The sequence below is a fragment of the Merdibacter massiliensis genome, assembly GCF_900155395.1.
Taxonomy (GTDB): Bacteria; Bacillota_I; Bacilli_A; order Erysipelotrichales; family Erysipelotrichaceae; genus Merdibacter; species Merdibacter massiliensis.
Window position 1 is genome coordinate 1 of record NZ_LT699722.1, and the last position, 21,110, is coordinate 21,110.

Genomic DNA, 21,110 nt, shown 5'->3' on the forward strand with positions numbered 1-21,110 from the left:
CAAAAAATTAAATCAACCAATAACAAATTATTATCTAACAGATAAACAAATAAAAATGATGCATACTCGATAATCAAATATCGAGTGTTGCACCATTTTTTACTATTCAACCTCTAAAGTCAGGTATAATAGCATGCACAATTTTATTTGGCAATAGTTTTCCCCATTTTTCTTTTCTGATCTTTTTATACAAAAGGGAAAAGCGAACATTGCTGTTCGCTTTACACATTTAAACTGACGCGGATTGCCTGACTTACTTTTGCTAATGTCTCTTCATCTAAGGTACAGATCCAATGCATCAGACGGCTTTTATCAATTGTCCGCAACTGTTCACATAAGATCATCGAAACGTGACTCAAATGTTTTGCACTAAAAATCACATGAGTAGGAATCGGAGGTTTGCTCATCTTTTTCGACACCGGTGCAATGATCACTGTTTTTGAATAGCGATTGCCTTTATCATTTTGGACAACGACAACAGGCCGTATTCCTCCTTGTTCACTGCCAACGACCGGCGATAAGTTTGCATAGTAGACATCACCCCTGCGGATCACTTCATCACGACCACCTGCATGCTCGATAGAATCGCAGCCATTTCCTGCGCATCTAGATCTTCACTATAAATCGTATACTGCACGGAATCCATCACCGCATTCATCTGTGTACCGTCATATTGACCGATCATGCCAATCGAATCGATCAGATCTCCGCTCATGATCACTGTTTGTGTCGTATCTTCACTTTCTGCGATCTGTTCAACGATCGTAAAGCTTTTATCCCCGCTATATTCTAATATATGCTGCAATGTTCCGTTGTTTTCAACAACGGAGCTGTTGGTCAGCGTTGCATCCATCGTTTCCATCGGAAGCAGCGGGAGATCTTCCTGCATCGCTCCTGTCGCTGCAGTTTGTTTTTCTAATTGCTGCGGAACTGCAAAATCTTCTTTTTTCAGACCTGGTTCATAGTCTACTTTATGAAATACAAGTTTCAGTTGCGACACATGATCGTCATTAAATATTTCCAGATAGGAGATCTTTGCATCAGATGTGAATACCATCTCCTGCTGTGTAAAATTATGGTTATTCGGATAGGTGACTTTCGCACTTACTTGATACCCGTCTTTTGTTTTTTCCACCTGTGTTCCTTTTTCTTCCATGATCTCACTCATCGATTGCAGCAAATAAGGCTTTAAGGAATTGGTCGGCCAATTTCCCTCAAACTTAAAAATTTGATTTAATGATGGCGTAATGACGTAGACCCCATCCTCATTGCGAATAATTTCCTGTTCCTGATTCAGGTCTTTATCCGTCAAAGATACCTTAAAATACTCTTGGTCTTCTTCTTTTAAGTACTTCACATTGATCGCATAGCTTCGGATATCTTCCCCTTTCGTAAGTTCCATGTCCCCTTCTAACAAATAGCTTTTCAAATTTGCTGTCGTCTCTTGAAATTGTTGTTCAAATGGTTTTTCTTTCAATAAGAGAAGCAAAGCTGCGACAAGCACAAGTGCACCAGCGATCAGAATGATTGCTTTCTTTTTCATTTTCGACTCCCTTTCTTTCATCCTAATGTATGTAAGACCAAGCTGAAACATGCATATTCACTTGACTCATTCATACAATGTCATGGGGAGATATCATGAAAAAAATCAAAATCATCGCTTTGCTGCTGCTTGTGTTATTTGCTATCGATCATATGTGCTATATCTTTTTCTCTTTTCCTTCCATTTATCACTATGCCACTTTACATCCAGCTTTCGAAAAATGGTATGCTTTGATGCTTGGCCTCGGCGCAATCATTTCATTATTATACCTGGGAAAAGAGGACACATAAAAACAGCAGATATCATAAGATGCCTGCTGTTTCTTTTTATTTTACTGTATACCCAATATCGCCGATGACGCCACGTGCTTTCATCACATCATCCTGTGTGCCTTCCACGATGACTGCCTTTCGTGGAAGATCCACTGTATACTTAACAGATGTTTCCGATAAAGCACGATCAATTTTTGCGGCACAATGTTCACACGCCATATCTTCAACTAAAATAATTGTCTGCATCTAATTTCACCTCTTTGTTCCTATTATAGCACTCTGTTTTGACAAATGCTATTTTTATGCAATGATCGTACCTGTTTCTTTCGTGAAGGTGCCGCGCAGATGGATCTGTATATTTTTTTCTTTCGCATACTGTACACAGCGGTCATGCAATACACGTACTTTCATATTTAACATTTCATCATATGTCAGATGATCATAGCGTTTTGCGAGCGGAGACAGCTTTGGATCTATATCATACACCCCGTCCACATCTGTATAAATATCTACTTGTTTCGTTCCCAGCATATCTGCAAATAAGACAGCGCTGAAATCACTGCCGCCTCTTCCTAACGTCGTTACATCTCCGCATGGCGCCTGTGCAATAAAGCCGCTGGCTACTGCCACATCATGATGAGCCAATGTCTGTTTGATACAGCGCGGCGAAAGAGAAAGCACATTTGCATATTCATAGTGATAATCCGTCAAGATCCCATTTTTATGAAACGGAAGTGCATAGGCCGCTATCCCCATATTCAGCAATTCGCTGCATACGATCAAAGCAGACAGCTGTTCGCCCATGGAGACCAGCCGTGCCTTTTCTTCCTTTGTCAATCGTGAAGAACCCATGCTTAACAATGTATCTGTCGCATAAGGACTAGGATATCGCCCCATTGCCGATACGACCACCAATACTTTTGCCTGTTTTAACTCTTCGATAATGTGTGAATATGCTTGTTTTCTTGCTTTTTCATCACTTAAGGAAGTGCCTCCAAACTTCATGATCTTGATATTCATATCTCCACCCCACAGTCCTTATACCCTATGCAGAAACAAGAAAAAAGGATAGGCATTTACATGTCTATCCAATCTGAGAGGCCTTGTTGTTCAATTTTTCATATACCGGCAGCATCTCTTGTTCTTTCACTATTTTTGCTATCTGAGCAGCCGGAAACCATTTAGCTCCTTTCACTTCATCTTCTTTGTGAGACAAAGGAGCAAGCGGATCGCCATAGAACAAATAGGTAACATTGATATGCAGATGTGCACTGACAAAACGATCATTTTTCCAATGCCGCGGCACCCGCAACACATCAATGGCTAGTGGTGTTGGATCAGCCAGCTGTAATGCTTCTATTCCTGTCTCTTCTTTCCCTTCGCGCTGAGCTACCTGCCACAGGTTTGCATCCCCATCACAGTGCCCGCCGCTCCATCCCCAGGAATCATAAATACGATGATACACGAGCAGCACTTGTTTTCGATCCTTGGACATGATCCATGGCGACGCACATAAATGAATGATTGGATTCTCTCTTGTCAATAAATTATGAAAAGAAGAAAATGCCTGCAAGATCAGCTGCCGGTCTACTTGTTCTTGTTGATTATATGGGATATAGTTTTCAAACAGCTCTTTTAACTCTTGCATATTTATTTTCCTTCTTTCATTTTGATCCAGGTGCAGGCAGCATCATAAAAAGTCCGATAAGCAGTAGGGATCGCATAATTGTCTTCGATTTCTTCTATGCTGTGATAATGGTGATCTGTATCCATTGTCTCAATCAGAAAGGCATGCATATGCCATTCGACATGTGAAAATATATGTACATGGGGATGTAAAGCGATGATCTGCTGCGACTGCGGATACATTTCTACAATTTGTTTTTGATCCAGCTTTCCTTCCTTCATCGGAAAACCATATAAATTAGCTAACAATCCTTTGGAAGGCCGCTGAACTAATGCGATCCTATTTTTGTAAACAAATACCAATACCGTATATTCCTCCACCCGCCGTGCTTTTTTCTCTCCTTTTTTCGGAAATTGATCTTCTACTCCCCTTCGATGCGCTTTGCATTGCAAAGAAAGCGGACAACGTTCACAATCCGGTGTTTTATTCGGCATACAGATCAAAGCGCCTAATTCCATGATTGCTTGATTGAAATCACCGGCATCCTCTGCATTTGGCAGAAATGCACTTACATAGTCTCGATAATGTTTTTTCGTTATTTCTTTGCTGACATCTTCCTCATTTGCCAGTATTCGTGAAAAAACGCGCAATACGTTGCCATCCACTGCACAAACACGCTCTTGATACGCAATAGAGGCAATTGCACCGGCAGTATAGGGGCCAATGCCTGGCAACGTACACAATTGAGCATACGTTTTCGGCAGCTCTCCATCATACTGTTCCACACATGCCTGTGCGCATTTTTTCATATTCCGCACGCGGTTATAATATCCTAATCCTTCCCAAAGCTTATGCAACAGATCATCGTCAACAAGCGCCAGGTCTCTTAGAGTCGGCAAAACAGCAAGAAAGCGTTCATAATAAGGAATTACCGCTTCTACTCTTGTTTGTTGCAGCATGATCTCGCTTACCCAAGTACGATACGCACTCACTTGTCTTCTCCAAGGCAGATCGCGATGTTCTTTGCGATACCATCTCAACAAATTTTGCTGAACCTGTTGGATTTCTTCTTGTTTCATTGCTATTTCCATCTGCTGCAGCACTCCTTTTACAAATCGTTTTCATTATAAGTAAAAAGTGCCGTAAACGCAAACACGGCACTTTCCATCTTACATGATTTTCTTTCCTATTTTCTCTGGAGCTTCTTGCAAAACATTGCTTTCATAGCTGGTGATATGCTTTCCTCTTTTACGATAAGCCTGTATGCCATCTTGAATGATCAGATCTAACAATTGTGAAAATCCAACACCTTCCCATTCCCACAAATAACAAGATAAAGAGCCAGGAATGGTATTTAATTCATTGACATACAGTTTTTCCTGTCCTTTATCATACAAATAATCAATGCGTGCCACACCCTGAATTTCAAACAATCGGGCAATTGCTACTGAACACTTTTGTACTTCTTCCACCAGTTTTTCTTCCCGGACCCACAAACGTTTTTGATTTATACTCTGTTTTTCCGTTTTGCCGATATATTTTTCGTCATAGCCAAGCAAATCACCATGATGGATCACCTCTTCTACCGCACTGCTGCGATATCCATAAGGTGTATGCAAAATGGCACAGTTTAATTCACGCATATCTTCCAAACATTCTTCTACCACGACATGTTCGCCATAATTCCAGGCCTGTTGAATGGCCTGTTCACATTCCGATGCAGAATTTACTTTTTCAATGCCGATGCTGGAACCAAGCAGTGCCGGTTTTACCATCAATGGATAACGCAAAGAAGCTATCTTCTTTGCGCAAAGTTCTGTTTCCTCTCCTTCCCGTATCTCAATAAAGGGGACAACCGGGAAGCCTGCCTCTTTTAATAAGCGTTTCTGTATTCCTTTATCTTGGCCGATCGCAGAACAAAGAAGATCGCTCTCGCAAAATGGAAGCTGCAGCATGCGGCAGAAACCAGCTGCACTGCCATCTTCTCCATTGATTCCATGAAACAAAGGCAATACCACATCAAAAGGAATCGCAAAACCTAGCCAATTTGCTTGATTCTTTACTAACATCGGCTGTCCTTTTCTTCGTTCAATATGCACAGGATGCAGCTTTTCACATAAGCTCTGCAAGTCACGATAGTTTGCCATATGCCGCAACGCTTGTCCATGATAAAACTGCCCCTGTTTGCTCACATAACATGGAATGACTTCATATTTTTGTGTATCCACATTTTCCATCACCATCAATGCTGTCAAGATACTGATTTCATGTTCTACACTGTTTCCGCCAAACATACACAATACACGTATCTTCATTTTCTCACCAGTCCATTCTATGCAATCCCTTTTATTTCATGATTAAAAATATCAGGAATGTCATTTTCGATCAAAATTGTTTTCTTTCGAGAAGTCAAACTCTTTGCGAATGTAATTGCCTCCTGCATCGTGCCGCAAACATGGATCTGCTCTTCTGGAAACTGCTGTTCGATCAAAGAACCATAAATTTCTTTGGTCTGCTCCTTTCCTACCAATACGACTTCATCTGCACTTTTCGCAATTTCTTCCCCAAAAGCACGGCTGTGCGATTGCTGCAATTCGCCTAACTCCATAAAACCAGGCGTAATGATTACACGCCAATTCGGCATTTCTTTTAATACCCTGCATGCTGCCAGTGCGCCTTGCAGATTGGAATTATATGCATCATCGATCAAAATATCCGCACCCATTTTTTTCATTTCTAACCGGTGTTCAACAAACGGCAAATGTTCCACCGCCTGTTGCAGATCAGCCATCGGCACATGTAAGATCCTTGCCAAAGCAATCGCTGCTGTTATATTCAGAATATTGCATTCGCCTAGCAGCCGGGTATGGAACGGATAACATTTATGACCAATCTCTAAAACAAAATGTGTGCCCTCTTCTCCCATATTTGCAGAAATTATTCGCACATTTGCCTTTTTTGAATACCCATAAGTGTAAATGCTTGCTGTTGTATGCAATGGATAGGAACAGATAAACGGGTTATCCACATTCAGGATGCCGATGCCCTCCGGAGGCAACATTTCTACCATCTTCATCTTTTCTTCCACAATTGCTTCCTGCGAGCCAAACGTCTTCAAATGCTGGGGTCCGATTGCTGTTACAATTGTGATCTTGGGTTGAACAAACGAAAGCAGCTCTGCTAATTCCCCGCTGTGATCGCTTCCCATTTCACAAAGAAACACTTCATGCAACGGATCCAATTCTTCACGTATCGTTCTGGTTATGCCCATTCGATTATTATAGGAATGCGGTGTCTTCAGCGTATAATAATGATCTTTTAATAATGCATATGCAATATATTTCACACTTGTCTTGCCATAGCTGCCGCTGATGCCTACCCGGATCATTTGCGGACAGGCATTTAAACGTGCTTTTGCATCTTGTACATAACTATTTTGGATCATATGTTCCATCGGCAGCACCACATAAGATGCTATCGGCAGCAAGATCCATGGTATCATCCACAGCAGCGGCAAACAGCAAATATAGAGTTCATAACTCAACGTATAACGCATCCCGATAATGGTGATTCCAGTCAGCAGAAGCAGACAGATACTAAAACGGCACATCCGGTTTGTAAAACGTAACATGAATGATCGCTTCTTATCTTTTAGACGCTGGAACTGCACATACAGATAAATAAGCGTAAAACAAAAAACAGAGGGACTGCGCGCTTCTTCCACCTTTAAAAACAAAAGCAATAAAAAAGGCAGTAAGAGCTGGATCCGTTTCCAGACACGCTGAATGGAAAATTCATCCGCAATCCAGTTTCGATAACGATCCAAATGATAATGACATTGTTGAAACACCCCTAAGGAAGCATACAGATCATGCCCCTGCATTGCCAAGACACCAATCAGTTCTAACCACAACATCTGCTCACCCCCAAAAACTGCTGGATATCTTCTATAAAGCGAAACCCTTGATGATAATATGCAAAATGATCTTCTCCCCGATAAACGATCAGTTTTGCCTGCGGCAATAATGACTCCATCTTCCTGGCCATCCAAAGCGGCGTCTGCTGATCTTCACTGCCCCAAACCAACAATACCGGACAGTGAATATCAGGCAATAATGAAGACAGATCTTCATTTACCGCTTGTACCAATACCTTTTTTAATGCAGGATCTGCATTTCGATAGTCACTGCTCCCAAAGTGAATGGGCAACTTCAGCTTTTGATTGATGCGATACGCCTTCTGTTTTGCACGCTTCCATAGCGATAAAGGTGCCCGTAATCCTGCTGCCCCCGTTAAAACCATTTTTTTCACTGGAAATCTTGCCGCATAACGGATTGCGATACGTGCTCCAAACGAATGTGCAATCAAAATGGGATTCTCTATTTCATACCTGTTTAAGAGTTCAAAAAGACAGGTAACATAATCATCCATACCCCATCCTTCCCGCAATGGAATACTTTCTCCAAAACCTGGAAGATCCAGATTTACCACACGATAAGATTCCTGCAGCTGACATTGCAATAAGCGCATCATCGAAAGATCTTGTCCCCAGCCATGCAGCAACACAACACCCTGTCCTTCCCCACTACACTCCACATGAAGATGTACACCATCCATTTCAACCATTGACTTCCTCCCATGAAATCATATGCAAAGAATCGACAAGAGATGACATTCCAACATCTTCCTATAATAAAAAGGTCATAAACAGGAATCCCATTCATGACATAAATAGATATTTAACTAAATACTAAACAACCTCTACATGATTGATTATAACTTCTCTAAGGTCATATGATATAAAAATACGATTTTTAAGATCATAAAGTTCATATTCAAACAAAAACAATAGTTCAAAAATACAATAAAATACAATCCTTAAGAACGACGATCATCATAAATCGTTGTATCGCTTGGTTCAAAAAAAACAATAAAATACAATCCTTAAGAACCGATAAAATGTATTATGTAATATATGTGAGGTTCAAAAAATACAATAAAATACAATCCTTAAGAACACTCGTTGTAAATCCTTTACCAATGCGCTGTTCAAAAAATACAATAAAATACAATCCTTAAGAACGTGTGTTCTCTACTTTTTTAGGTTCTGCTAGTTCAAAAAATACAATAAAATACAATCCTTAAGAACAACGAATCAACAAACAAAATCGAAAACAACGTTCAAAAAATACAATAAAATACAATCCTTAAGAACAACCCGTCATAGTTTTTAGCTCCGTTGAAGTTCAAAAAATACAATAAAATACAATCCTTAAGAACTGATGGTCAACAGCGCTCAAACGCACTGGCGTTCAAAAAATACAATAAAATACAATCCTTAAGAACTCTTGGCAATGTACTTAAATAAAAAACGCGTTCAAAAAATACAATAAAATACAATCCTTAAGAACCACAGTGGAGAAAGCAACAGTTTCGAGCAGTTCAAAAAATACAATAAAATACAATCCTTAAGAACTGTTTTGTGGAAGATTCCGACGTGCTTGTTGTTCAAAAAATACAATAAAATACAATCCTTAAGAACTAGACGCTTTACGCTGATAATGCACTCATGTTCAAAAAATACAATAAAATACAATCCTTAAGAACCAGCACCACGTATAAATCTATGATATCTGTCGTTCAAAAAATACAATAAAATACAATCCTTAAGAACAGCATATCAATTTGCTACAACTACCGTTGTGTTCAAAAAATACAATAAAATACAATCCTTAAGAACACTCTGCTTTCAAACCAACGTCTGTACAATGTTCAAAAAATACAATAAAATACAATCCTTAAGAACGTAAACTGTTTTTTTAAAAAAAGAGGAATTGTTCAAAAAATACAATAAAATACAATCCTTAAGAACCATGCCCAACCTATTATATTACAGGCGAAGTTCAAAAAATACAATAAAATACAATCCTTAAGAACGATAACTACACAACAAATACCGTTCAACCGTTCAAAAAATACAATAAAATACAATCCTTAAGAACCGTCATTAGAATTATAACATAAAAAGCTTTTATTTATCGGTTATTTGAGTATTATCTTTGTCAAACATTAAATAAAAAGTAGTTGTATGATCATGTAATTGTGTATAATATTCCATTATTTTTTCATTTTGTAACTCAATATATTGCTGTACGAATGGGGTAAACATATAAGAAATGAAAGGAAATTCAGATAATTCATAATGAATGCATTCCAAAAAATCTTTATTTGACATAGAAATAAGTGAACATGATTCTAGTTCATCATAGTTACCCTTTTCAAAGCAATTATCTATTATAAACAACAATCCATCTTTAGCATATTCTTTCATCCACTCTAATACCTTTTGTGTAACAGGAAAATCGATATAAATCAAACTATTCTTTTCTCTATTTAAATATATCAGCAAATTATACAGTGCCATATAGAAAGTATCTGCTGTTTTTGTATCAATATCAATTGACAGCATTTCAACTAGTTTACTGATATCAAAATCGATAGAGTTAATATCTATAAAATCATTTGTATATTTTGACAGCAATTGTTTTAATTTGATCATACCTAAATCAGTTAATAAGTCATGCATATCTTCGCGAATGCGATCTATAGAAGTAAAGTATTCCATATTACTTTCTATGATCTTTGTGAATTCTGTATTTAATAAAGACTTTGCGCTGAAATGGAAATTCTGCTCAATGCTTGTTTTAGCATATGGAAGATAAATGAATTCTAATTCATCATACAGAATCTGTACACCATCATCATTAAAGACTTTGCAAGCATTCTTTTTCTTTTTCCCAAAATAATTAGACAAACAACTAATAAAGTTTTCTTTATATTCATTGTCAACTAAGAAATTCAAGTTTCTTTTTGTCGGAAAACAATAAGTTTCTTCTTCATATATCACTTTCATCATTCAACCCTCCAATCATGAATGTTAAGCTAGTTGTTGTAATTTGTTCTTGCAAAGAATAACTTCCATTTATATTCGATATATTTTGAAATTGTCGTTCTGTTACGATTAAAAAACGAATATCACCTTGTGGCGGTGCATGAATAATTAAACGCCGTTCAGCAGTATGAACAGAATCACTATTGATACATAGTTTCGAATAAACGGAATATTGTAAACGAATAAATCCTTCACTTTTCAGATACTTTATAAAATCCCGATACCATTTTAAATGAAGCTTTGTTTCTGTCGGTAAATCAAAAAGGACAATCAATCGCATAAATCTATTCTTCTCCATATAATTGAATACCTTGTTTAAGGTCCATTGTAAGAAATGCCTCTTCACCTGTATTTAAATAAGCGATATATGTATCAATAATTCTTTCAATTGCCATATTTAAGCGAAGCCATTTACCGTCTACGAAAATCTTTGCTAATGGTAAGTGAATCAATTCTTTTTTATGTTTTACTGTAAATACATCTTTGATATATAAATATACCCATGCATCTACAATTACTCGAAATGGTTCTATAAAATCATATGTTAAGTTAAAAGGATTTGACTCTCCCATATGGTGAATACCTAATTGTGTTAACATCCCTCTAGCTGCAATACATTTCGATATATAGCTGGCAATGATTTTATAGCCGTAATTTAATGCATAATTAGTAGCTGTCTGTTCTTCTCTAGTAAATTCTTTTCCAAACAAAATAGAGAAATATAAGCGAGCACTGACTGCTTCACGATTAGTTTGATCATCATTATACACATTTTCTCTGTATTTTTTTAACATGATACTATTTTCATCTTGAATATTCAGAAGCTGCAAGATATCGATTTCAGATTGGATCTTTTGTTCTATTATTTTTTTCCATAGATGTTTTTTTCTTGTAACTTTCCATTGTATCTGTTTATTTAACTGTTTAAACACTAAAGAATGGGTGTTATATGGTTGAAAAATGCCAATTGGATCATTCTTGGAATCACAGATGATCACATTAATATTTTTTTCTATTAGTTTTGCTAATAATGGAATAGTAATCGTTGTTTTGTCATGTGAAAAAATGACTGTATTGATGTCATTTAATGGAATATTTTGATAGTTATGATCTACAGTTATTTTCATTCTATTTAATGTTAATGAGACAATACACTCAGAACCGATAATGACGGTTTTCCAGCCCATATTGACTATGAAAAAGGCAGCCACAATTAGCTGCCTCTGATAGTCTACGAATCAATCTTATTCTTCCAGATTGTATTCTATTGTATTTTTTGACAATATTATTCTACCATGGATTTACATATTTTCCAAGAGAAAGCTTCTTTTTTAATTTTTGAATATTTTTGTACAGCTCCTTTCGGACCATCGATCAGTAGAGTGCCTTTTTCATTATACGCATATCGAATTCCCAGTATGCTGCTTTTGATTTTGATATAACGTGCTTCCTCTCCTATTGCACTTGCAGTTGGACAAAATTGACCAAATATCATTGGCCATGTACATGGGCGATTGACGACCAGATTTAAAAAAGCCGCTTTTTCTAAAAAAGTTTGGAAGTTTGTTTCTTTTTCAAGAAATTGTACGATGCCTTTATAATAGCGCTCTTTCTGCTGTACCTCCATCAAATTGTCCACACAGAAATTGATCATTTCATGAATGTCTACATCTTGAAATTTCTTTTGTCCGGATGGATGTATATGCGCTAGTTTAAAATCAAAGTGAATCGAGAGTGCTTTGCGGAAGAACGCCACCTGTTCATAAATTGCATTGTAGCTGAATTGATAAATGTGTTTCAATTCTAACTTTTTCTTTGCTATCGATCCAATATTAAATTTCTGTATGACTTGATTTTGGGTATCGTAAATCAGATCATTTTTAAATGCACGGATACAGAAATAATATTCTTTCAGGTTTCCATTTTCATCTAACAAATCAGTTTCTTTATAGTAATCCCGAATCAACCGAATATATTTTTCTTTATCAATCGTACCATCGCTGTGAATGATGACTTTCGGTATATGAATTGCTACATGTTTCTTTTTCCCTTTTTTTGTCGTGTATTTATAAAAATCAACTGCTGCACAATTAATAGAGGAAAAAGCATGAACGGCATTATTCACTCCTAAAATGCTCAATGGAGAACGTGGATCTATATCGGATGGTTTTAAGATCGTTGCATTGAAAAATTCCCCTTTATAATTTTTTTCTGCTTTGATCGAATACAACGGTGTCGTTGACTTGATCTGGGATACCAGAGAATCTGGATGTGCAGGATAATCACCATACGTCTTCCAATAAGCAATCTCAATAAATGTATTCAATTTGGACTGCTCGCTTTTTTCTTTCTGTTTTGGATCCGACTCCGCCTGCATCATCTGAAGAAAGTTTTGATAGTTTTTCTGATTTCCCCGTTGATCATAATTTGGATAGTATGTAGACAATACTTGATCAGCAATGCTTACAATAGCAGCGTCATGTGCATGATGCTGGCTGCCAATGTCACGATTTTTCTTAAAGCGCAATGCCTGACGGTACACAGAAGTAAATGCAGAACGCAAAGACACGATATGTGTCGGATAATCATTCACTGCATTATATGCACGTAATATTGCCATAAGTTCGCGAATGATATAGCGTGTATCTACTAAATTACGGTTGATAAAGCCGAAAACTTCTTCACTAGAAGATAGCATCAGTTGTTTTACTTTCTTTTCCGATATCATTCGTAAATCGAACAACTCATTTACGCGGCGAATAAAGTCGCTGGAAGTAATCACTTTACCTGCTTTATTTTTAACTAGATCTTGTTCGATATACTCCAATGGTACACGATCTCCTTTTGCACTATTGTATACCTTATGGATCAATATCATATTATCCATTGAATTATCGCCAAAACCTCTAGGCAATACATGATCCATTTCATAATCCTGTAAATGATGCAAATCAATTGGATCGCCGGAAATCATATCCAGCCCGTTTTGTCGAATATACAATTCAATTTTTCTTTTATTCGAAGAAAGATAAGAACTTACTTCTTCCCAATCTTCTATTGCGTGTGCATATAATTTTTTTCCTGGCTGCTTCAATTGTTCTTCTAAATAATGATAACAACGTTTCATTTCATCAAAATGTTTTGCAGGCACTTCTCCTTGACGAGAACTGTCTTTCAGATCTCTTGCGGTTTCTATTACTACACGGGCAGGCACACCATATGTATGAATAATTTCCTCATATAACTTGAAACATTCATTTAATGCACGAATGACTGGGCGGGAAATAGGAATAAACGGTTTTCCGTTTTCAATCAATAAATCAATAGAAAGGTGCGGATTCTTATTTAACTTCTCCATATATTTATTTGCAGCAAAGTTCAAAGGTTTGCCGTCTTGATCTTTGGCTTGAGAAATCAAGGTCATCTGTTCATTGGTGTATTCCGCACAATTATCATTAAACAACGCATCGATCAAACATTGTCCGCCCTCATTTATTGGTGTCTCCAATAAGAATTTCTTAGAAAAAGCATAGAAACCATTTGATTTCAACTTACTTAATTTTTTCGCACTTCTTTCATCAAAACCCATTTCTTGCTGGAAGTAAATTGACTTAGAAGTTTCTTCGTCAAACAGATTAATATTTAAAATGATATTCTCTAACTGCTCGATTCGTTCACTCTTTTCAAATAATTCTGTAATCGAAGTAATGGCTAACTGTGGCAATATTGAACAGATAGAATGATATAAAGTATAACATGAGCGGAATTTTTGACTTCCGCTGTTCTTTCTTGTTCCAAATGTTTTTAACCCAAGAAGAGCAGCCACCTCTTGATAGTTTACCTTGGTATTTTTTAAAAACAACTGATCAAATATCAATAACTTGTCTTCCAGCGTTAAATAGTAACGATTTTCATTTTTATCCACTGCCTGCAGAACGTTCAGCTCATTTAATATATGAAAAGTCTCAGCAATAAAAGACCCTTTAGGAAGAGCAAATTCCTTCGGCAAATAAGTACAGTGCGATATCATTGCAAGCTTCCAGCGGCGGATACTTTCATATTCATCAACTGCATCTTTACATGAATAAGCATAACTATAACGAAAATTCCCTTTTTTTACCAGCCAGGCATTTTTTGCATTTTCTGATAACGGACCGATAAAGTATGGTATACGAGCCTGCATGATGGTGATACAGACTTCAATAAAAGAATCCGTCAGTATCGTTGGGTAATAGCTCTGCTGCTTTCTTAGAATAGCACGTGCTTCTTTTACATATAAACCATTTGGATATTTGTTTTCAATATTTTTAATTACCCTTAACTTTTTCCCTGGTGAAGATACCTTCATCTTGCTTTGAATTGATTTCACAGCTTCTTTATAAGCAGCTGCATCGCTTTGCTCTAAAGCATAGATTTCTTTCACATGATTTAATTTATCGACATCCAGTTCACAAATATATTGATATTGTTGCAATACTTTTGATACTTCGATCATATCGTGCAATTCAATCACGCACTCTAAAAAATCGTTTGTCTCCTCTTTTTTTATTAAAGTTAAAATATCCACATTTCCTGATGTATCTTCTAATGCAACAGACTCACTGATTTTGGAAAGATTTGCCTTATAGCCCGATAGCAAATACAACAATTGCTCTAAAGCTTCCTCATCTAGATTTTCTTCGTTTAATAACTGTTTTATTTCTTTCTTTGGGATTTTTCCATCTGTAAACAAGCGTTGCAAGATCTTCTCTTCAAATGCTTTCTGATTTTCAATCTCCACATAAGCAGAAACTGCATCATAGAAACGTTCTTTAAACAAAGCAAATGTAATACCATCTTGAGAGTCAAAATTAACATTCTCCATTAAAAAATGACCGCGCGTACCGCAAATATTGTAAAGTGCTAATAGCAATTCACGAAAAGACACTTGTTCCTGCAAAGCACGTTTGCGAAGATGATAGATCGTCTCATCTTTAGGCCTTGTTATCGTTGAGGTATCAGTTGTAAAGCTTAGAAACCCTGGTTGCATGATTTCTTCTTTCATTATGACATGAAAGTCAACAAATGCTTTTTTTAATTGTTCCTTTCTCCATTTTTTGCGTCGCAAAGTTCTTCTTGCCTGTCGATTGTTCCTGGCATCAGCAGCAGGTTTTGCCTCTTCAAATAAATGGACTCCCAAATCAACTAAATGATTGGTCTTCGTATCAATCACGCTCCAACCAATCGAAGTAATTCCGATGTCCATCCCCAATGTAAATTGATCCATTTCTTCCTCCCCTTTACATTCTTTTCTTTTATTATATCAGATGTAACCGGATACAAAAGGTTTTGATTTCAAAATATAAAAAGCAATCTCTTAAAGAACCAAGGATTGCTTGTTTTCAGTTATTCTTTTTCGTTAGTTGCTTGTGAACCTTCTTGTTTCTGTTCGTTTTTACTATCGTTTTTTGTTTCTCTTCTATTTTTACCTCTTATATTTTTTTGTTTCCGCTCCGGTTTCGTATGCTTGCGTTCACGGAAAATACGGAAGATGACACCATCTGCTGTGTTTTCGCCGCGAACCTGGTAATGATTTGCCTTTACAACTTTGCTGACAATAGACAATCCTAAACCGAAACGCCCGCCTTCTCCTTTTTCATACGGTTTGAATAACGTATCGATCCGGCTTTCATCCATGCTCGGTCCATCATTGGCAATAGTCAAACCTTCCTCTTCATTCAGATGGATCACAATGATGCTTTGTGCATAGCGCAACGCGTTCTCTAATATGTTTTCCACAACAACACGCCAGGATTCCCATAATCCATCGAAGAATATTTCTTCCAGATCCGTTTCAATGCGAATATCGTTGCGGATAACGGCAATATTCAACAAGACCTTTTCTACGACCTCTTTCATATTGGTGACAACGCCTTCCGCATCTTGTGAAATCAAATATTCCACTCGATTCATATACAGCAGGCTGTGTACCTTATTTTCTAATCGGTCCGCATTGTCAATAATGACATCTACGCTTTTCTCTAATGTTTCATAAGGATAAATACCGTCTTTGATGCTTTCGCCATACGATTTGATCGTCGCGATCGGCGTTTTTAAATCATGTGAAATATTATGGATCATTTCTTCTTTTGTCTTTTCCTGCCGCAACAATTCTTCACGCATGCTGACTAAGGCTGCCGCCAATTCTCCGATTTCATCTTTACGATTCAAGTGCAGCTCTGCCTCTTTTCCAGCTTTGACTTTCTCTATATAATTCCGCATTTGATTCAATGGATGAATCAAAGAAACGACCCAAAGCATCATGATCAAAAAGATAAAACAGAATGCCATGACAGTGATATATAAGATGCTGTTGATCATCATGTCCTTCGCGTCTTGTGCATAGTTCTCATCCATATAGGACATCAGCACATTGCTCGTACCATCATTCATCAGACGGACGCTATAGCAGTATTCCACTCCATCGATTTTCATATGACCGTGTTCATATTGCAATTTTTTAGGAGCTGTCTGGTATAACTGCATTCCTTTTTCCATCATCTTTTGAATCAATGCATTGTTTGATGAAAGTTCTTCCCGGACCAGATCCACATCACTTTCACTGCTGATATATTGAATCTTTGGATCATTTTCACCATTGATGACATCTTGTATATCTACGATCAAATGCATCTGTGAATTCGTCAATGCTCTGCGTAACTGACTTTGTGTAAAGTTTTCATTTCCTTCTCCGCCATATAAGCTAACGATCATATCCTGGGAAGTATCTAGCGTCGTGTACATTTGTTCACGAATGACGTTTTCCACACTACCGGTAAGATAGACAAAGAAAAATGCCGTGAAAAAGGAAATGAGGAAAAAAATGATAGCCGCTAACTGCTGGGAAAGAGACAGTGAACGGATAAATTCCCCAAATCGTTTCATGTTTTATCCTAAACGATATCCATATCCATAAATCGTATGGATATTTAAATTCGGCAGTTTTTTACGAAGTCGGCGCAATGTATCATCTACGACACGATCACTGCCGTAATAATTTTCTTCCCATACATTTTCTAATATCTTGTCACGCGAAAAAGCAATTCCTTTGTTTTTGATGAACATCATCAATAAATCAAATTCTTTTGTCGTCAGATCGATTTCATCACTTCCGGCAAACACTTTACGCTGCTCTTCATCTAATTCATAGCCATCGATCAAGATACGATTATTATCATTTTTATAGACACGTTTGATGACATTATTTACACGCAAGACAAGTTCTTTCGGTGAAAAAGGTTTTGTGATATAATCATCACTTCCTTTTTCCAGACCGATGATACGGTCAAATTCCTTGTCTCTGGCTGACATGAATATAACAGGGATATCACGGCCTTGCAAACGAATTTCTTCGATCAGATCAAAACCGCTTTTATCATCCAACATGATATCCAGTATCCACAAATGTACATCATCATCCACTACATGTTCACTTGCTTCCTCATATGTATAATAGGAACGTACTTCATATCCTTCTTTCTTTAAATATTGAGCAACAAGATCATTGATTGCTTTTTCATCTTCTACGACACAAATGACTTTTTTCATCTTTTCCTCCATTTCCCCGCGCCTAAAGTCGCGCGGACACAAATATTTCATCAATAAATCCCACATGCTTTATTTTCGTGTTACCCTATAAGAGAGGTGGTATACTACAGAGCACGTGGAGGTGAGTAGGAATTCTACTCAATTGAATATCCTGTATTTTTATAAGTTGCCGTCATCATATCAAGCACAAATAAGTAGGACTTTGAGCCTGGACACTTATGATTGTTCAATCAACTGTTGTCGATTCGCTTTGATGACAGTCAATGCCACCTCTCCTTTTGTATGAAAGGAGCTTTTTTATATGGCAATGAAAATCGTTCGTTTCAACTGCTGTGGCATGGATGTTCACAAAGATCTGGTCGTCGCTACTATTGGTATCACCGATAGACAGTCGAACATCACAGAATATTTCCAACAATCTTTTTCCACTTTAAACTCGGACCTATATCGTTTAAAGGATTGGCTGAATTCTTATCACTGTTGTGATGTCTGCATGGAATCTACCGGTAAATACTGGATCCCTATCTTCAACATTCTTGAAGGTGAGATCAATGTCCATTTAACTCATCCCAAGTATGTCAAAGCCATCAAAGGCAAAAAAACTGATAAGAAAGATTCCAAATGGATCTGTGATCTCTTCAAACATGATCTGATCAAATTCTCGTTTATCCCTCCAAAAGAAATCCGAGAACTGCGTGAGATCGCCCGTTACCGATACAAGCTGGTCTGCATGCGTTCTTCAGAACGGAATCGTTATCAGAACTGTATGACCGTTTCCAATATCGGATTAGCTTCTGTTGTCTCCGATCCTTTTGGCAAGACAGCTTCCAATATCATGAAAGAAGTCATGAAGCCAAACGTGATTGATGATGACAAGATCTTAAAACTCATTCACAAAAATTGTAAGAACAAAGATAAGATACTAGACTCCCTTCACGGCTATCACATCGAAGCGGATCAACGATTCAAGATGGAAAAATCATTGAATCATATGGAGTACTTGGATCAACTCATCAATTCATGTGAAGCAGAATTGGTCAAGCGGGCTTATCCTTTACGCGAATCTTTCCAGCATATCACACAAATAAAAGGAATTAGTTCCTTATCGGCCATTCTGATCATCTCTGAAATAGGAATCGATATGTCTCAGTTTGAATCCGACAAACAACTTGTCAGTTGGGCTGGACTTTCTCCTGCCAACAACGAAAGTGCCGGCAAGAAAAAGTCAGTTCGTATCTCCAAAGCTGGACAATATCTCAAACCACTGCTTGTCCAATGTGCTTTATCGACCATCAAAGATAAGACATCTTATTTTGGAAGAAAGTATTCCAATATCAAGAAACGACGTGGTCACAAGAAAGCCATCATTGCGATCGCACGCATGATGTTGGTCAGTATCTATCACATGATCCTAACAGGCGAAGTATTTCAACCAACGGATTATGAATCCTTCATGAATCCACGATCCGATACCAAACAATCACTAACAGTTGAAGAAGCATTAAACTTTTTGAAACAATCCGGCATTGATATATCTTCTATTCAAATCAACTTATAAATTTTTTCGATATTTTTACTACTTATTTTTAAGTCGGCTTTTTTTTTACAGTTTTATTCACACTTGATCACCTACATTCCTCTCTTTTTTACTGCCCTATCAATGTTATTGTATCAAAACCAGAAGAAAAAAGCAGTGTTATTTTATGTTTCTTCTGTGGAAATTATGTGATTGCCGAAAATGAAAAAGCACCTTTGTGCACGACATACACAAAGATGCTTTGATTTTACAGATTGTTTTCTTTGATAAAATCTACGATGCGATATACATAGTCATGGCAAAGTTCATCTGTTTTTGCCTCTACCATCACACGTACCAATGGTTCTGTTCCACTTGGGCGGACCAAGATACGCCCTTCGTCTCCCAATTCAGCACTTACTTGATCGATCTGCTCTTTCAATTCTGCAGATTCCATCGTTTTATTTTTATCTTGAACTTTTACATTGACCAACAGCTGCGGATAGATAAAGAGATCTTTTCCTAATTCTTTCAAGGATTTCTTTTCATCCACCATGATCTGCAGCAGTTTTAATGCGGTCAGCAAACCGTCTCCGGTAACCGCATGCTCTAAGAAAATGATATGTCCGCTCTGTTCACCGCCGATGCGGAAATCATTTTTCTGCATGCATTCAAATACATACTTATCGCCGACTGCTGTTTGCTCGTAATCAATCACATTATCGCGCAACGCATGATAAAGTCCCAGATTGGCCATTACAGTTGTAACTACGGTATTTTTATTCAATGTATTTTTCTTTTTCATATAACGGCCGCATACATACAATGTGTAGTCGCCGTTAAATAGATTGCCGTCTTCATCTACTGCAATCAAGCGGTCTGCATCGCCGTCAAATGCAAAACCGACATCATAATTGCCTTCCCGCATCATCTCTTGCAAGCTTTCCGGATGCGTAGAACCACAATTGGTATTGATATTGATGCCATTTGGAGAACTATGGATCGCTTCCACCGTAGCCCCTAATGCTGTCAATGTTTCTACTGCGGTAGCTGTCGCACTGCCGTTTGCCAGATCGACAGCAATTTTCATGCCGCTCAAGTCAATATTGACGATTTCTTTTAACCATGATTCATAGATTTCCAATCCTTCGCTCCATTCAATGACGCTGCCGATTGCATCATCTTTTGCCAGCGGGATATCGATCTTTCCATCAATATATTGTTCAATGGCATCCTCTACTTCCGGATTCATTTTACATCCTTCCTGGTTAAAGAGTTTGATACCATTATCATAGTATGGATTGTGGGATGCACTGACCATGATACCGCAATCAAAATGTTCCTTGCGAATCAAATAAGAAACACTTGGTGTTGGACACACGCCCAGCAAATAAACATGTGCACCGGTTGATGTCGCACCAGCCGCTAATCCCATTTCAAACATATCACTGGATAGACGGGTATCTTTGCCAATAATGATCTTTGCATGACGATTTTTGCCATAATGCCATCCTACATATTGTCCTATGCGGATCGCCATCTGCAATGTTAAATTTTCATTGACTCGCCCGCGTGCTCCATCTGTTCCAAAATATTTACCCATATTGTGTTCT

The 21,110-nt window shown here is 37.5% G+C and carries 18 protein-coding genes and 1 CRISPR repeat array; of the genes, 2 read left to right on the top strand and 16 right to left on the bottom strand.

What is annotated here, in order from left to right; genetic code table 11:
- Nucleotides 1-221: 221 nt before the first annotated feature.
- Both BQ9859_RS03810 and BQ9859_RS03815 read right to left on the bottom strand, forming a co-directional pair.
- A complete protein-coding gene (locus BQ9859_RS03810) occupies nucleotides 222-554 on the bottom strand; it encodes a type II toxin-antitoxin system PemK/MazF family toxin (RefSeq protein WP_075876952.1) in 333 nt (110 codons plus the stop codon).
- On the bottom strand, nucleotides 551-1,543 hold the full coding sequence (locus BQ9859_RS03815; RefSeq protein WP_075876953.1) for a LolA family protein: 993 nt from the start codon (nucleotides 1,541-1,543) through the stop codon (nucleotides 551-553). The genes BQ9859_RS03810 and BQ9859_RS03815 overlap by 4 nt, the downstream gene beginning before the upstream one ends.
- Before the next feature lie 95 nt (nucleotides 1,544-1,638).
- Here BQ9859_RS03815 and BQ9859_RS03820 point away from each other — a divergent pair, with 95 nt between their 5' ends.
- Nucleotides 1,639-1,833, top strand: a complete 195-nt coding sequence (locus BQ9859_RS03820; RefSeq protein WP_075876954.1) for a hypothetical protein — start codon at nucleotides 1,639-1,641, stop codon at nucleotides 1,831-1,833.
- 36 nt (nucleotides 1,834-1,869) lie between these two features.
- Here the strand turns inward: BQ9859_RS03820 and BQ9859_RS03825 are convergent, their stop codons facing one another.
- The 13 genes from BQ9859_RS03825 to BQ9859_RS03885 form a co-directional block, all read right to left on the bottom strand.
- Complete coding sequence (locus BQ9859_RS03825) at nucleotides 1,870-2,061, bottom strand: heavy-metal-associated domain-containing protein (protein WP_075876955.1); 192 nt, start codon at nucleotides 2,059-2,061, stop codon at nucleotides 1,870-1,872.
- 54 nt (nucleotides 2,062-2,115) lie between these two features.
- Entirely contained in the window at nucleotides 2,116-2,835 is a 720-nt protein-coding gene (locus BQ9859_RS03830) for an aspartate kinase (protein WP_075876956.1), read from the bottom strand.
- 64 nt (nucleotides 2,836-2,899) lie between these two features.
- The gene (locus tag BQ9859_RS03835; RefSeq protein WP_075876957.1) at nucleotides 2,900-3,463 is read right to left on the bottom strand and encodes an NUDIX hydrolase; all 564 of its coding nucleotides are present in this window, start codon (nucleotides 3,461-3,463) and stop codon (nucleotides 2,900-2,902) included.
- A 2-nt stretch (nucleotides 3,464-3,465) separates the two neighbouring features.
- A complete protein-coding gene (gene mutY, locus BQ9859_RS03840) occupies nucleotides 3,466-4,533 on the bottom strand; it encodes an A/G-specific adenine glycosylase (protein ID WP_075876958.1) in 1,068 nt (355 codons plus the stop codon).
- A 78-nt stretch (nucleotides 4,534-4,611) separates the two neighbouring features.
- Nucleotides 4,612-5,757 (bottom strand): D-alanine--D-alanine ligase, encoded by a 1,146-nt coding sequence (locus tag BQ9859_RS03845; RefSeq protein ID WP_075876959.1) that lies wholly within the window; start codon nucleotides 5,755-5,757, stop codon nucleotides 4,612-4,614.
- 17 nt (nucleotides 5,758-5,774) lie between these two features.
- The gene (locus BQ9859_RS03850; RefSeq protein ID WP_075876960.1) at nucleotides 5,775-7,358 is read right to left on the bottom strand and encodes a Mur ligase family protein; all 1,584 of its coding nucleotides are present in this window, start codon (nucleotides 7,356-7,358) and stop codon (nucleotides 5,775-5,777) included.
- Nucleotides 7,346-8,068, bottom strand: a complete 723-nt coding sequence (locus BQ9859_RS03855; protein WP_075876961.1) for an alpha/beta fold hydrolase — start codon at nucleotides 8,066-8,068, stop codon at nucleotides 7,346-7,348. The genes BQ9859_RS03850 and BQ9859_RS03855 overlap by 13 nt, the downstream gene beginning before the upstream one ends.
- A gap of 224 nt (nucleotides 8,069-8,292) precedes the next feature.
- A CRISPR array of direct repeats spans nucleotides 8,293-9,444; the repeat unit is 36 nt; unit sequence GTTCAAAAAATACAATAAAATACAATCCTTAAGAAC.
- A 29-nt stretch (nucleotides 9,445-9,473) separates the two neighbouring features.
- Nucleotides 9,474-10,358: a hypothetical protein gene (locus BQ9859_RS03860; RefSeq protein WP_235846385.1), complete on the bottom strand. Its 885-nt coding sequence runs from the start codon at nucleotides 10,356-10,358 to the stop codon at nucleotides 9,474-9,476.
- Complete coding sequence (gene cas2, locus BQ9859_RS03865) at nucleotides 10,339-10,692, bottom strand: CRISPR-associated endonuclease Cas2 (RefSeq protein WP_075876963.1); 354 nt, start codon at nucleotides 10,690-10,692, stop codon at nucleotides 10,339-10,341. The genes BQ9859_RS03860 and cas2 overlap by 20 nt, the downstream gene beginning before the upstream one ends.
- Nucleotides 10,679-11,581: a type II CRISPR-associated endonuclease Cas1 gene (gene cas1 / locus BQ9859_RS03870; RefSeq protein WP_143404370.1), complete on the bottom strand. Its 903-nt coding sequence runs from the start codon at nucleotides 11,579-11,581 to the stop codon at nucleotides 10,679-10,681. The genes cas2 and cas1 overlap by 14 nt, the downstream gene beginning before the upstream one ends.
- A gap of 98 nt (nucleotides 11,582-11,679) precedes the next feature.
- Nucleotides 11,680-15,660, bottom strand: a complete 3,981-nt coding sequence (gene cas9, locus BQ9859_RS03875) for a type II CRISPR RNA-guided endonuclease Cas9 (protein ID WP_075876965.1) — start codon at nucleotides 15,658-15,660, stop codon at nucleotides 11,680-11,682.
- A 119-nt stretch (nucleotides 15,661-15,779) separates the two neighbouring features.
- Nucleotides 15,780-17,318 (bottom strand): sensor histidine kinase, encoded by a 1,539-nt coding sequence (locus BQ9859_RS03880; RefSeq protein ID WP_075876966.1) that lies wholly within the window; start codon nucleotides 17,316-17,318, stop codon nucleotides 15,780-15,782.
- Between the two features lie 3 nt (nucleotides 17,319-17,321).
- On the bottom strand, nucleotides 17,322-17,981 hold the full coding sequence (locus BQ9859_RS03885; RefSeq protein WP_075876967.1) for a response regulator transcription factor: 660 nt from the start codon (nucleotides 17,979-17,981) through the stop codon (nucleotides 17,322-17,324).
- Nucleotides 17,982-18,282: 301 nt separating this feature from the next.
- On the opposite strand from BQ9859_RS03885, the gene BQ9859_RS03890 reads away from it, so the two are divergent.
- Nucleotides 18,283-19,539 (top strand): IS110 family RNA-guided transposase, encoded by a 1,257-nt coding sequence (locus BQ9859_RS03890; RefSeq protein WP_075876486.1) that lies wholly within the window; start codon nucleotides 18,283-18,285, stop codon nucleotides 19,537-19,539.
- Nucleotides 19,540-19,765: 226 nt separating this feature from the next.
- Here the strand turns inward: BQ9859_RS03890 and glmM are convergent, their stop codons facing one another.
- Complete coding sequence (glmM, locus tag BQ9859_RS03895; protein WP_075876968.1) at nucleotides 19,766-21,100, bottom strand: phosphoglucosamine mutase; 1,335 nt, start codon at nucleotides 21,098-21,100, stop codon at nucleotides 19,766-19,768.
- Between the last annotated feature and the right edge of the window lie 10 nt (nucleotides 21,101-21,110).